This is a genomic window from Mesorhizobium sp. M0060, from assembly GCF_040323155.1.
In the GTDB taxonomy this organism is placed as follows: domain Bacteria; phylum Pseudomonadota; class Alphaproteobacteria; order Rhizobiales; family Rhizobiaceae; genus Mesorhizobium.
This window is the reverse complement of record NZ_JAMYUP010000096.1, coordinates 1-14,128: the sequence shown is the minus strand read 5'-3', so window position 1 is coordinate 14,128 and position 14,128 is coordinate 1. Positions and strand designations below refer to the sequence as shown.

Annotated in this window: 8 protein-coding genes; 1 reads left to right on the top strand and 7 read right to left on the bottom strand. The window is 58.1% G+C overall.

Annotation, left to right across the window (positions count from 1 at the left end; all coding sequences use genetic code 11):
• Positions 1–528: 528 nt before the first annotated feature.
• From NKJ94_RS35460 to NKJ94_RS35430, 7 genes are all read right to left on the bottom strand, one after another.
• A complete protein-coding gene (locus NKJ94_RS35460) occupies positions 529–3,015 on the bottom strand; it encodes a GcvT family protein (RefSeq protein ID WP_352532212.1) in 2,487 nt (828 codons plus the stop codon).
• A gap of 1,144 nt (positions 3,016–4,159) precedes the next feature.
• The gene (locus NKJ94_RS35455) at positions 4,160–5,548 is read right to left on the bottom strand and encodes a CapA family protein (protein ID WP_352532210.1); all 1,389 of its coding nucleotides are present in this window, start codon (positions 5,546–5,548) and stop codon (positions 4,160–4,162) included.
• Positions 5,549–5,626: 78 nt separating this feature from the next.
• Positions 5,627–6,661 carry an ABC transporter ATP-binding protein gene (locus tag NKJ94_RS35450; RefSeq protein WP_352532214.1) on the bottom strand — a complete coding sequence of 345 codons (1,035 nt, stop codon included), beginning with the start codon at positions 6,659–6,661 and terminating at the stop codon, positions 5,627–5,629.
• Positions 6,658–7,659: an ABC transporter ATP-binding protein gene (locus tag NKJ94_RS35445; RefSeq protein WP_502904248.1), complete on the bottom strand. Its 1,002-nt coding sequence runs from the start codon at positions 7,657–7,659 to the stop codon at positions 6,658–6,660. Before NKJ94_RS35445 ends, NKJ94_RS35450 begins: the two co-directional genes overlap by 4 nt.
• 7 nt (positions 7,660–7,666) lie before the next feature.
• The gene (locus NKJ94_RS35440) at positions 7,667–8,548 is read right to left on the bottom strand and encodes an ABC transporter permease (RefSeq protein WP_352532206.1); all 882 of its coding nucleotides are present in this window, start codon (positions 8,546–8,548) and stop codon (positions 7,667–7,669) included.
• A 1-nt stretch (position 8,549) separates the two neighbouring features.
• On the bottom strand, positions 8,550–9,491 hold the full coding sequence (locus NKJ94_RS35435) for an ABC transporter permease (RefSeq protein WP_352532204.1): 942 nt from the start codon (positions 9,489–9,491) through the stop codon (positions 8,550–8,552).
• Between the two features lie 3 nt (positions 9,492–9,494).
• The gene (locus tag NKJ94_RS35430; RefSeq protein WP_352532202.1) at positions 9,495–11,093 is read right to left on the bottom strand and encodes an ABC transporter substrate-binding protein; all 1,599 of its coding nucleotides are present in this window, start codon (positions 11,091–11,093) and stop codon (positions 9,495–9,497) included.
• An 883-nt stretch (positions 11,094–11,976) separates the two neighbouring features.
• On the opposite strand from NKJ94_RS35430, the gene NKJ94_RS35425 reads away from it, so the two are divergent.
• Entirely contained in the window at positions 11,977–13,632 is a 1,656-nt protein-coding gene (locus tag NKJ94_RS35425) for an MFS transporter (RefSeq protein WP_352532200.1), read from the top strand.
• Positions 13,633–14,128: the final 496 nt, after the last annotated feature.

The following is a 14,128-nucleotide window of genomic DNA, read 5'->3' as shown; positions in this document are numbered from 1 at the left end:
AACTTCCTCAAAACCGCTGCAGCCTGATCCGCTCGGACGCGTCCGTCTGAAAGCGATCAGCTGTTGCAAGGGCCGTCGACGTGCGGGGAAATGAGCGCTTACGGTCGTTGACTACGACGCGGCATTCTACTAACGCCGCGATGGCCTCCTTAAGGGCCGGCGTCTGGACGCCGCCTTTCCATGGCCTGGTACGCGAGAGGTCACAGTCGTCTGCCTCCCCTAAACTCCTAAATGCCTTTTAAGAGTTTCTAGCGAAAACGATGAGGCCATCGCAGTTACTGGCGTTAGGTTTATCATCAAAACAGGGAGTGGATCGGACACTTAAGGCCGTCGGAAGGTGAGATCTGGCGCGCGACCATATTAATTGCAGTATTTCGAACGCTTTCTCGCCGCCTTCCATTTCAGCGCGAGGAGGACCGGATGGTACAAGGCCAACTCCCAGCGCCGCTTTACTTCGGACCAAAGCTGCGTATTGCCCACCGAATTTTGCACCCGAGTCCGTTGTATTGAGCCGCTCTAAATGGCAGCTCAAGTCCGCACCCGCTCGCTGCCTGGATCATACATCGGCTTAAGCGAGACGTCCGCGGCAAACCGCTCGCCTGCGATCTCGATTTCGTAAAAGGAGGAGAGCAGCTCTTCTTCACTTTCATTCTTGCAAGGCACATATCCAAGCCCTGTGGCTCCGCCGAGCGTATGCCCATAATCAGCGGATGTGATTGTTCCCGCGACCCGACCGTCTCGGAAGATGACCTCGTTGTGATGCATCGTTGGAGTGGGATCTTTGAGCAGAAACTGAACCAGCCGACGCTCAAGCCCCGCCTCACGTTTTCTCAGCACGGCATCTCGGCCGATAAATCCAGGCTTTGCTGTTTTTACGGCGAAGCCCAATCCCGCTTCGAGCACATGATCGTCGCTGCCAATGTCTTCCCCAAACCCCCGATATGCCTTTTCGATGCGGCACGAGAGAATGGAATGCAGCCCACACAGCTTGAGACCGACATCTGCGCCCGCCGCCTCGATTACTTCAAAGACATGCGCGGCTTGGTCAGTTGGGACGAAAATCTCCCAGCCCAGCTCGCCAACATAAGTCACTCTATGCGCCCGCGCCAGACCCATGCCGATCTCAATTTCCTGGAAGGTGCCGAACGGATTGTTCTTGTTGGAAAAATCATTCGGACTTACTCTTCCGAGCAGTTCGCGCGAACTCGGTCCCATCACCGCCAGAACGCTTTCCGAAGCCGATATATCGGTGATAACGACAAACTCGTCGCCTATATACCGCCGGAGCCGAGACAAATCGCGATGCAATGTGAAGGCCGAAACGACGAGCAGGTAAGCAGTCTCCGTGAGGCGACTCACGGTGAGGTCGCTCTCGATCCCGCCGCGCGCATTTAGCATTTGCGTATAGATGATCCGGCCAACCGGCACGTCAACGTCATTGGAGCAAAGCCGCTGGAGAAAGCTGCAGGCGTCTGGTCCCTCCACACGGATTTTTCCGAATGAAGTCAAGTCCAAAATACCAACACGTTCGCGTATCGCCACGTGCTCGTCGCGCTGATTATCGAACCAGTTCTGGCGGTGCCAAGAGTAACGATATTCGCGCTCCTGGCCCTCCCTGGCAAACCAGTTGGCTCGCTCCCAGCCAACCGCCTCGCCGAATACCGCGCCCCGTACATTAAGATGCTCATGAATTGGCGAGCGTCGAATACCACGCGAAGTTGTCTTCTGACGGGCGGGGAATTGGTCGGCATAGGTAAGCCCCACAATCTCCGATACCCGCTCTCTCAAGTAGGAACGATTCTTCTGAAAAGGCTGCATCCGCCGGATGTCCACGCCTGACAAATCGAATGGCGGCTCACCGTCATTCATCCACTGCGCCAGCGCTAAGCCCGCACCACCCGACGAGGCTATCCCTCCAGTGTTGTAACCGCACGCTACCCAATAGCCTCTAAGTTCGGGAGCTTCTCCCAAATGGTAGTGATCGTCGGGGGTGAAGCTTTCTGGTCCATTGAAGAAGGTACGGATACCGGCCGTCGCCAGGATCGGCATGCGCTTCAGAGCCTTCTCCATAATAGGTTCGAAATGCGCAAAGTCCTCAGGCAACTGATCAAAGCAGAAGCTTTCAGGGATGCCATCCATCCCCCACGGCTTCGCCTTCAGTTCTACCGCCCCAAAGAGAATTTTCCCTGCATCTTCCTTGTAGTACGTCTGCTCGTCACGAACACGAAGTACCGGCAGTCGGGTCAGCCCTTCTATCGGTTCTGTAATCATGTAAAAGTGTTCGCAGGCATGCAGTGGAATCGCGACGTTGCTTGTTAAGCCTAATTCCCGTGCCCACATCCCAGCGCAGTTTACGACGTTGTTTGTTTCAATTACCCCTCGCTCGCCATCCTTCTCCCATGTCACGCTCGACACTCGGCCGTTCCTCGTCTGAACACCAGTGACTTGCACTCCTTCAAATATGGCAGCGCCGCGCATACGTGCGCCTTTGGCGAGCGCCATCGTGACATTAGTCGGATCACATTGCCCATCATTGGGAAAATGGAGCGCAGCAGTGACGTCAGACACATCTACATGAGGGTGCATTTCCTTGAGTTCATCTACAGAGAGCTTTCGCGCCTCGGCACCGACTGCGGCCGCGAGAGACAGCTGCCTGTATAACTCGTGCTTGCGCTCTTCGGTGAGTGCGATAGACAAGGATCCGACGCGCCGAAGTCCGGTCGCAATCCCAGTCTCTTCCTCTAAGCTAGAGTACAGTTGCATTGAGTACTTATACAGGTTTGGCGTTGAAACAGTGGGCGGCTCACTCACTAAGCCAGCTGCATGCCACGTTGTGCCACAAGTAAGCTTTTTGCGCTCAAGTAGAATGACATCGCTCCATCCGAGCTTTGCTAGGTGATACGCTATTGAGCATCCGGATACCCCGCCCCCGATTATGACAGCTCGCGCTTTGGAAGGCAGCGACTTCTTTTCTGACGACTCAACAAACTCACTAGCTTTTGGTGAAACTCTCATGGAAATTTAAGCTCCAATTCTTTTTGTTTTCCTAGCCCTGCGCCCCGCCGGGGAAGGGGCGCGCATTAGGAAACCGCTCGCTCAGCGAGCCAATAACGACGGGTAACGATCACGAGCGCCGCAAGGAAAACCGAGGAAGCCGGCAATTGGCCCGGCAAAAGGGGGAGTCGGAGCGACAAAATGGAGCAACTGTCGATAAAGCTCCTCTCCCGTGCAGTGCTAGGAAGCCCGTCACGACGGGAAGAATCATCTTTCCAGCCATCGAAGTGGACGAAGCCGAATCCCTCAGGCGCAATGCGAACGTACTTAAGCCGCCAGCAGAGGACTTTTTCCAGAATTCCCGACCAACTCGTGACGTTAACGAGACAACCAAACCGCCTAAAAAGCCAAGCCAATCTTTCGTTTACAGCGTTGTTCGGCCTACAACGGGACTCGCGATTTTGCTCGGGGTAGCGGCGCCACGCGGTTGTCTTGTCCTGCAGGTCGCGGTACGGCACGACGGTATGCATCTTTAGTTCCAAGATCGAAGGTTCGGTGGCATTTGGCACGTTTATTTGTTCGATAATCAATCGCTGGGCGGCTTCCGTCCAACACTGTTTATGTATTGTCGGCATCTAGAAACGAGATCGAGCTTACGCCTGATGCGTTCTGGCGTAATGGACAACCCGCGCACCAAAGTCGCGCTGAACTCCAAGCTGCTCACGGTCTGAGAGATGGTAAGGAGTCGCTGATGGTAATGCTTCGCTCGGAAGGCCAGATGAGCGACACCAGGGCGAGATCAAGCGCTTTATCCTGAGGTGGCGAGTGGCGGATCCGCTGATTATTGCGCGACAATCGTGGAGAGAAGCGCAACAATCTGGACCGCGCGCTCTAACGTTTTTTACCGCGCCGCAGCCTTTGGCTTCGACCGAACCGGAACACCCGGATCCTGCGATCTGTGTCTTGCCGTTCTCAAGTTCTCAACGGCAAACCTCTCTAAGAGCCAGGCGGCGGCCGCGCCCGCAATGGGCACCCATCTTTCTTAGCAAGCAACGAACGCGACGCTGTTCGAGGCGACGGCGCAATCCGTGAAAGAGGCAACTGTCAATGCCACGATGGCTGCTGAACCCATGCGGGCTACTTCAAGGGTTCAATGCGTGAATGGTCATCGCAGCGAACGCAATCTGATCACACCGACGTCGTTCTCGATGGCGATCTCAGTCCCAAATGGCTTCGATGCGATCTGAAGCCGCTCCAGAATTGCTCTTGCTCGGGGCGCTGGAGCGAGCCGCGGGACTCCCCGGTTCGCTAACCGCTCGGTGCGGCGGAGCTCGAGCGGATAGAGCCGTATCTCGGCGATCTGGTTTTCCTCGAAACGGCTCACGCTGACGACGCTCTCAGAGTAGATAGCGTCAGAGAGGGATATAAATCCCTCCAACATCGGATATCCTACGGCCATCTCGTGGGCGCTTACCTCGGCATCAGTGTCGACCCGTGCATCCTTTCCGTGTGCGTCGAACATGTCAGCTCCGACCGGGGTTCTCAGGTCTTGGTTGAAGAAATTCCCCAGGCCGTAAAAGATGGGCCGGCCTTTGTAAATTTCGATGCCCCTGACATGATGCGGTCCGTGATTTATGTATGCATCTGCTCCGGCGTCGATCGTCTTGCGTGCAAACGCTTGTTCATAATCAGGCGGTTCGGGGCTGAATTCCCCGGGCTCGTGACCATGGTTCGTGGCCATGCAGAAATCGCCAAACTGCTTACCCCGACGCACGTTACGCAGAATAGCGTCGACATCGCGTGGATTGGGTTCAAAGCTGTATCCTGCTTTTGCGCCTGCTTTGAAGAGCACCTCGCCAAGTACCACCCGGGACCCGTTCTTCGGCGGCGCGCAATACCAAGGAAGCACTTCGCGCACCTGCCTTAGGTTATTGAGCATCTCCGGTGGAATCACGATGCTTCTTGCCAGGCGAAGGGCGTTGAGTCCTGGTCTGCCCGGGGCCTCGCCGGCGGGATCGCAAGCGCGAGACATTGGCGTGAACGTTGCAGCAAATGAAACCAACGCAACGCGGCCGCGAGCGGTTTCCAAAAAGCGAGCAGCGCCGGCTTGCGCGAGGTTCTCGCCCGCACCTGCATGAACGATTCCCTGCTCCTCGAGCGCGCGGCTGGTTTCGCGCATACCCTCAACGCTCCAATCGAGCGTATGGTTGTTGGCGCGGCTGACCAGGTTGAACCCCATCGCCTTCAAATCAGCACCCAGTTCCGGGGCACCGATCAAATACGCACCGCCATACTCGGCCTCGGGATAACCTTTCGACCGGACGTCCAGTATGTTCGTCTCGAGGTTGCCGAACATCACCTCAGCCCCGTGGAAGATCCTGAGAACATCGGCAAAACCTGGATGATAGCCCTTTGTTACGGGCCGCGCGTAAAGAAGGTCGCCTACTGCCGCCATGGTGAAGCCATCAGCAACATTCGTGGCAATTGAGCCAACCACGTCGAGGCCATCCCGCTCTTCGCGGGCTGGATCATTAGCATTAACAAGCGATTCCATTTGTGCTCCAGCATTCGTGAGCGTAAGTTCTACCGTGATTAGACTGCGGGCTCAACGCCCTAACAGCAGGTCATGAGGCTAAGCCACATGAGCAGGCGAATGTTCGCCTGCTACAGCCGGTTGCGTGGGGATGATCTCTGTGACCGGAGCGCGCACATGACAGGCCACGACGCGCCCATCTGGCATCGGCACCAAAGGCGGTACCTCGACGTGGCAGCGCTCGACAGCGAGCGGACAGCGCGGATGAAACGCGCACCCGCTCGGCGGATTGATGGGGCTTGGCACCTCGCCCTCGACGGGCACTCCCAGCCGAACCCGCGTCGGATCCGGCACCGGGGCCGCCGCGATCAGTGCCTCGCTATAGGGATGCACCGGCTTGGCGAAAAGCGCCTCGCTTGGGGCGAGCTCCACGATCCGTCCTAGGTACATGACCGCCACGCGATGCGCTATATGCTCCACGACGCCGAGGTCATGTGAGATGAAGACGAAGGCGATGCCCATCTGCTGCTGGAGATCCAGAAGCAGATTCAAGATCTGTGCCTGTACAGATACGTCAAGGGCTGACACCGCTTCGTCGGCAATGATGAGAGAGGGGTTGAGCGACAGGGCGCGTGCAATGCCGAGCCGCTGGCGCTGACCGCCCGACAACTCGGACGGAAGCCTGTGCATCATCTCGGGCGACATTCCGACCTTTCGGAGAAGGTCCGCAGCAAGAGCGTTGCGCTGCTTGCGGCTGAGGCGCTCGAAATTCTCGACGGGCTCTGTGATGATCTGTCCGGCGGTAAGGCGCGGATTCAGCGACGAGTAAGGATCCTGAAAGACCATCTGCATCCGACGGCGCCACGCGCGAAGCGCGTGCTTCTTGAGACCCGCAATGTCGGTCCCCTCGACCAGCACGCGCCCGCCCGTCGGTTCGACAAGCCGCATCAACAGCCGCGCGACCGTCGACTTGCCGCAGCCGGATTCGCCGACGATGCAGAGCGTCTCGCCCGCCTCGACGGAAAAGGATACATCCTCTACCGCCCGCACCACGGGAATCGTCTTCTTCAGTAAACCCGCACCGAGCGGATAATGCTTGGTGAGATTCTCGACTTTCAGCAAAGGACCGCTCATGCGCCCACCACCTCTTCGGCGCGCCAGCAAGCTGCGGCATGGCTCGACCCGACATCAACGAGGGAGGGCCTCTTCTCGCGGCAAATATCGATCGCGAACGGGCAGCGCGGCGCAAAGCTGCACCCGACAATCGGCTCGCGCAGGCTTGGTACAATGCCGGGAATTTCCGGAAGGCGGCTCTGCCGACCGCGCCGCCGGTCAGGCACCGAGCGCATGAGACCCTGGGTGTAGGGATGCGCGGGGCGTGCGAACAGATCCGTGACGCTCGCTTGTTCCACGATCCGGCCAGCATACATGACAATGACGCGTTGGCACGTCTCGGCTACCACGCCCAGATCATGCGTGATGAACATGACGGCCGTTCCCATACGCTCCTTCAGGTCGACGATCAGCCGCAGGATCTGCGCCTGGATGGTGACGTCGAGCGCGGTCGTCGGCTCGTCGGCAATCAACAGTTCCGGCGAGCAGGCAAGGGCCATGGCGATCATGGCGCGCTGGCGCATGCCGCCTGACATTTCGTGGGGATAGTTGTTCACGCGACGCTCGGGATCCCCGATGCGGACGAGACGGAGCATCTGTTCGGCCTTGGCCATCGCCACCGAGCGGGTCGCGTTTGTGTGTATCTGCACCGCTTCAGCAATCTGGTGGCCGACCGTATAGACCGGGTTCAGGCTCGTCATCGGCTCCTGGAAGATCATGGCGATCCGGTGGCCGCGGATCTTTCGCATGTCCCGTTCGGACAGCTCAAGGATGTCGCGTCCGTGAAAGCGGACCTCGCCGCCGACAGTCTTGGCGCTCAGCTTCGGCAGCAGGCGAAGGATGGAAAGGGCGGTGACGCTCTTCCCGCATCCGGATTCGCCGACGACGCCGAGCGTTTCGCCTTTCTTTACCTGGAAGCTGATGCCGCCTAGAGCGCGGGTGATGCTCTCTTCGCCGTAAAAGTGCGTCTCAAGGTCGCGAACGTCGAGAAGGACATCATCCTCTGCAGATTCTCGCATCAGCATGTCAGCGTCTCCGCTTCGCGCGGGGATCGAACATGTCGCGCAAGCCATCCCCGAGCAGGTTGACGGCAAGGACGGTGACGGCAAGGCAGATACCGGGCGCGAAGATGGTCATTGGGGCGATAGCAAGATATAAGCGAGAACTAGCGATCATGTTGCCCCAGCTCGGAATTTCGGGAGGCACGCCCACGCCCAGGAAGCTCAGCGCGGCCTCTGTCAAGATTGCGTCCGCACAGACGATGGCGCCCTGCACCATGAGCGGCGGAAGGGTACTTGGCATGATGTGCCGCCAAAGCACCTTCGGCAGGCGTGCGCCACCGCAAATTGCGGCCTCCACATAGGGGCGCTCCCGAACAGCCAGGACAACCGAGCGAACCAATCGCGTGACGCTCGGCAGCTGAGGGATGACAATGGCGACGATAAGGATGCCCATCCCCGGTCCGGTCAGAGAAATGAGCGCAATCGCCAGCAGAATCGTCGGGATCGACATCAGGCCGTCCATGACCCGCATGACGACGTTGTCGAAGCCACGGTTGTAGCCTGCAAGTACACCAATCAGGAGACCACCCAGAGCGGCAGCTGCCGCCGCGGACAACCCTACCATGAGAGAGATCCTTGCACCGAACACCGTTCGTGCAAAGACGTCGCGGCCAAGATTGTCGCTTCCGAACCACATCGCCATGGAAGGCGGCTGAAGCCGTTTGAATGGATCCATGGTCAAAGGATCGCCGGCGTAAAGCGGGGCAGCGAGTGCCAGAATGATCAAGAGCGCCAAGATGCCGCCGCCTACAAAAACCAGCGGATGCCGTCTTGCGAGACGGGGAAGGCCTGATAGTCGCAGCCGGCCCATCGGCACGGTAGCAACTGGTGCGGAAAGAAGGGCCATATTAGTACCGGATGCGTGGATCGATCAGCGTATAAGCCAGATCGACCGCGAGGTTGATGAGGACGTAAAGACCCGAAACAAGGATAAGCACGCCTTGAATGATCGGATAATCGCGGTTGTTGATCGCATCGACCACCAAACGACCGACACCAGGTATGTTGAACACCGTTTCCGTGATCACGACACCGGAGATCAGATACGCTACACTCATGCCGATGACGGTCAGGATCGGGACACCGGCATTCTTCAAAGCATGGTGGAAGAGCATGGAATATGACGAGGCGCCCTTGGCAGCGGCCGTCCGCATATAATCTTCCGATAGAACTTCGAGCATACTCGTACGCACGATTCGTGCAAAGTATGCAACGTAGGGAAAGCTTAAAGCCAAAGTAGGCAGGATCAGGTGCACAAACCAAGGCCAAAAGCCATGGTCAATAGGCTCGTATCCCTGAACCGGTAGCCAGTGCATGCTGATGGCTAGCAAGTATATCAGAAAATAACCAAAGACAAACACCGGGACGGAAAAACCGAGTGCCGCAAAGGCGGTGAGGACGCGGTCAATGAAGCCGCCAGTTCGCCAGGCGGCAAGGATGCCGAATGAGATCCCGACCGTCACCGAAAGGCTCAGCGTCAGGATCGACAGGGAAATGGTCGGCTCGAGCCGCTGCGAGATCAGTTGGAGAACCGGGTATCCACTAAAAATTGAAGTCCCGAAGTCGCCGCTGACGATGCTGAGTGCCCAGTGAACGAACTGAACCGGCATCGGCTGGTTAAGCCCCAGCTGCTCGCGAATGCCAGCGACCATCTCTGGCGTGGCCAAGTCCCCAGCGATGAGGGCTGCCGGGTCGCCGGGCGCCAGCCTCAGAAGCAGGAAGACGAAGATCCCGACCATCGCCATGACGGCGATGGTCGAGAGCAATCTGCGCAGGATGTAGGAAACCACCGCTCAGGCCTTCTCCATGTTCCACATGGGAATGAAATTCGGCGCCTCGATCAGCCCAGTGAGCGTTTTGCGGCGCGCGATCGGCCGAAGCGTTTGACCCAAGTAGACGTCGCCGGCGAAATCCCACCAGATCCTTTGCATCTCGCGGGCCAGACCCTTACGCTCTTCGAGTCCGACATCTGGCCATCGGGCCCGAAGAGCCTCATATTCGTCGTTCTTCGGCCAACCGTACCAGCCCTTCTCGCCATTTGCGCTTAGGAAGACCTCTCCAATCGGATCGGTGAGCGCGAAGCCGGAATCGCTCGTCAAAAAGATGCTCCAGCCACCGTCCTCGACCGGTCCCTTTTTGGAGCGGCGCGCGGCAAGACCGCTCCAGTCGCTGGGCGCAAGCTCGGCATTGACGCCGATCTTGCGCAGCGTTGCCGCAAGCAGCTGCGCGGCGTCGCTGATCCAGGCTATGTTGGTGGGCTGGAGAATGACGACCTTTTCGCCGCTGTATCCGGCCTCCTTGAGGAGCTGCTTTGCCTTTTCCGGGTCGCCACCCTTCTTAAACCATTTCGTATTTTCGTCGTTAGAATAGGGCGTTCCGTTTCCAAAGAGCGATGTAACGGTTTGACCGTATCTTGGGTCGGGAACCGCGACGCGTAAAAATGCTTCCTGATCGATCAGGTGCAGCATCGCCTGCCGTACTTTTACGTTGTCAAACGGTTTCTGCAGACAGTTCATGCGCAGGCACATGACCCAGCCCGTTTTATCCAGAACTTGGAGCGCAAGGTTGGAATCATTTTCAATCGCGGAATAAAAATCGACGGGGGGCTGCTCGACGTAATCAATCTCACCCGCCTGCAAGGCTGCGAAGGCAGTCTGCGAATCGCCAATATTATCCCAGATGACACGATCGACCTTGACAACCTTCCCGCCGGCAAATCCGTCAGACGGCTCCTTACGCGCTATATATTTTTCGTTGCGATCATAAGTGAAACTCGAGCCCGGCTTTGCCAGGGCCTCATTAAACCTGAACGGCCCTGATCCGACATTTGCGGTGACCTGCTCGGTCGCGGGACGATCTGCATCCTTCTCGCGCATGATAAAGAGAGGCTGCGCCGACACCGCTGCAAGCAAATCGATGAGAAGGCCCAACGGCTCCTTGAGCGCGATGGTGAAGGTCTTGTCGTCCTTCTTTGAAATATCCTTGGCTCGCTCCATGAGCAGCGATCCGGCAGATATCTGTCCCCAGCGACGAACCGAGGCGACACAGTCGGCAGCGGTGACCGGAGTGCCGTCATGCCAGCTCAAACCGTCCCGGAGTTCGAAGGTATAAGTCTTCTTGTCCTCGGAAACGCCCCACTTCTCCACCATTTGTGGCTGTGGCATGGCCTTGGAGTCGAGCGCGAACAAGGTGTCGTAGATTGCCAGGGCATGGTCGATGGTTCCGTTACTGGCTTCGACAACCGGATCGAAGACACGGAGATCCGCCGCCTTCACCATGCGCACCGTCCGCGCGTCGGCTGCCGTCGTCTGCGCTCGCAGGACAGCAGGGATCGATAGAGCCGCTCCGGCGGCCATGCCGATCTTGATCACGTCGCGTCGAGAGATTGTCATGTTCCATTCCCCTTGTCTGAGTTAATTCGCGTCGAGCAGCACCTTCTGATAGACGCACATTTAGAGAAGCGCCGGCGCTAGCTGTTGCACTTGCCTTTGGATCAGTTCCTGCGGTTTTCCGGTAGGCTCGACGTTGTATATCGAACGGCCTCAAAAGCTTTGATGGTCGCCTTTCCGGCGTCAACATCGTCGACCAAGACTTACACCTTGTCCGAGGGTCGCGTCGAAGCCTGGCCAGCAAAGGAAGACAGTGCCGCGGCAGCGTCAGCGGGAGACACCGCCTGTACAAAGCGCCTGTGTCTAAGAAGATTGCTCATCTCTCCTCCCGTACTAGGTTGACTGGCCGTTTCTTGTTCCGCCATTCATTCAATGGACGATGTGTCGTTGGACCGCCTACGTCAAATGCAGTTTGTGTATTGCCCCCATCTAGTGGCGAGATGGGATCTTGAAGCCATTATGCTTTCCAACGAAACCCCGTCACGCGAAAAAGTGCGGCTTCCCGTTTGGACGCTGTGCTTCCAGGTGTACCTTGTTCCCATGGTGCTATGATCCGGGGTGCCATCTAGAGCCGATTGCGGAGTGTTCTGCGAGCCACCTGCAATCGGCTCCAGGAAGATCGGTCGCTGCGAACCGGCCGCATCTTGTAGAGCCGCTTAACGATATCTGGTCCATCTCGCTGCTAGATGATAGAAATATACAAACTGATCTTGACGCAAGCTGCCTAGTAGTGATGTCTGACTAGAGGGATTTGCATGCGGTTTTCGAACTCTGGGAGTGCGTATTCTTCCTGACGCAAGCCGCTATGCTCGCCCCAAGATGGAGGCTTTGACCTCTGTGCATTTGGCAACGGGACTGGTAGGCAGAAGGTAAAAGTTTCGAGAAAATGAGCAGCGGGGTGGGCGCAAACGAGGATCTAGGTTCGCAAGCCACGTTCGCGCCGCTCAGGAATCCAACCTTTCGTTCAATCTGGCTCGCCACCCAGGTTTCGAGTCTCGGCTGGTTGATGCAGACTGTTGCCATCAGCTGGCTGATGGCAACGATCTCGACTTCTGATCTAATGGTGGCCCTGGTGCCGGCTTCATCGACGTTGCCCGCGTTCATTTTGTCTATCTTCGCTGGGGTCATGGCCGACAATTTCAGCCGTCGCCGCGTCATGTTCGCCGGCCGCTGCCTAATGGCGATAGCCTCTGCGATGCTGACCGCTCTTGCGGCGCTGGGCGTTGTCGATCCTTGGATGATCCTCGGCTTCAGCTTCTTGATCGCATGCGGCGGCGCTCTCAACGATCCCGCCTGGCAAGCCTCGGTTGGCGATATCGTGGACCGACGCGATGTTCCCGCTGCGGTCACCCTCCTCTCCGTTGGCTTCAATACCGTACGGACCGTGGGCCCAGCACTCGGCGGCATCGTGGTTGCCTCTTTTGGCCTTCTGGCGGCTTTCACCGTCACCACGCTCAGCTACCTGGTCCCTTTAGTCACCATATGGCGCTGCAAGTGGAAGGTTCGCGCGTCGGTTCTGCCGCGCGAGTCGATGAGGACGGCGATCTATGACGGGCTGCGCTTCACGGCGATGTCATCGGAAATCAAGGCGGCGATCTTCCGCGGAACCCTCTTTGGTCTGGCAAGCATCGCCATATTCGCGCTACTGCCCATTGTCGTTCGCGATCAGCTTGGAGGTGGACCGCTTGCCTATGGCACGCTCATGGCAGGTTTTGGGACAGGCGCGGTTTTAGCCGGCCTCTCCAACAGTCTGTTCAGGCGTAGCTTGTCGCAAGAACGGCTGATGAAGCTCGCCTGCGTCTTCTGCGCGGCGTGCTCCCTCTCCCTCGCCCTGACTTCTTCGATTGCGATGGCGGCAATTGCGCTCGCCTTAGGCGGCGCGGGCTGGGTCACCGCCTGGTCCGGGATTGGAGTAAGCGTACAGCTGGCGAGCCCGCGTTGGGTTGTTGGGCGCACCATCTCGATATATTATGCTATGATATATGGCGGCATAGCGGCCGGCAGTTGGGTGTGGGGCACGGTCGCGCAAAACCATTCCGTGGCCTGGGCGCTGGAGGGCTCCGCCGGGGCCTTGCTGTTGGTCGCTGCGGCCGGCACCCTGTTCCCTCTTCGCGAGCGCCTCGAGTCTGAACCCGATCCTCTGGAGGAGTTCAATGCCCCAGTTGTCGCTATCAACCTGAAGCCGAGGAGCGGTCCGATCGTCGTCAAGATCGAATATCTGATACGCGAGAGAAACGTTGAGGCCTTCCTCGACCTCATGCGGCAGCGGCGTCATGTACACAGCCGCGTCGGTGCACGGAACTGGACGCTCCAGCGCAACCTTCAGAAGCCTGTGCAGTGGATAGAGACATTCCGCACCCCGACCTGGACGGACTATCTTCGCCTGAACCATCGTCTCACGACAGTAGATAAGGCACTGGAAGAAAGAATATTGCACTTGCAGGAAGGAGGACTGGGATCTGAAATCACGCTGTGGATCGAGCGACCGACAAGGCCTGCTCGCGACGTCGAGCATTCGACGCCCTATTTTCCAGGCCATTAACAAATGCGCGACCTACATACGTGTACGCCTGCTTCGGCAAAAGTCGTTGACCATCCCCCTGCTGAAGCGCCAGGCCGAGCAACGGTTGAAACAGCTCCCTGGCCAGATCACAGCGATCGACACCGAATGCCGAACCTGTATCGCCAGAAAAGGCGGTCTCAGGCGCCGCTTCGACATTCTCACCAGCATTCCGGGGCTCGGCGAGGCGAGCGCCTTCGCCATCGTCGCCGACATGCCCGAACTGGGTGCCGCGAAGACAAGCAACTGCAAGCTTGGTCGGTGTTGCCCCCGTTCGACCGCCAATCCGGCCAGTGAAAGGGCAAGAGCTTCATCCAGGCGGCCGGCAAACGGTCAGGCAGGCACTCTACATGCCCGCCCTCGTCGCCACCCGATTCAATCGTAAGCGTCACGAGCACCGCACGACTGTCCTTGCTTGACAGAGGCAGGATTCAGATGCGGGCCGCTTTGACCCGCTTGGGCATGAAGTACGAGCGGA

Coding starts and splice junctions, on each gene's coding strand:
- NKJ94_RS35440 (WP_352532206.1), bottom strand. CDS start 8,548: ATGGCCCTTCTTTCCGCACCAGTTGCTACCGTGCCGATGGGCCGGCTG.
- NKJ94_RS35460 (WP_352532212.1), bottom strand. CDS start 3,015: ATGAGAGTTTCACCAAAAGCTAGTGAGTTTGTTGAGTCGTCAGAAAAG.
- NKJ94_RS35450 (WP_352532214.1), bottom strand. CDS start 6,661: ATGAGCGGTCCTTTGCTGAAAGTCGAGAATCTCACCAAGCATTATCCG.
- NKJ94_RS35430 (WP_352532202.1), bottom strand. CDS start 11,093: ATGACAATCTCTCGACGCGACGTGATCAAGATCGGCATGGCCGCCGGA.
- NKJ94_RS35445 (WP_502904248.1), bottom strand. CDS start 7,659: ATGCGAGAATCTGCAGAGGATGATGTCCTTCTCGACGTTCGCGACCTT.
- NKJ94_RS35455 (WP_352532210.1), bottom strand. CDS start 5,548: ATGGAATCGCTTGTTAATGCTAATGATCCAGCCCGCGAAGAGCGGGAT.
- NKJ94_RS35425 (WP_352532200.1), top strand. CDS start 11,977: ATGAGCAGCGGGGTGGGCGCAAACGAGGATCTAGGTTCGCAAGCCACG.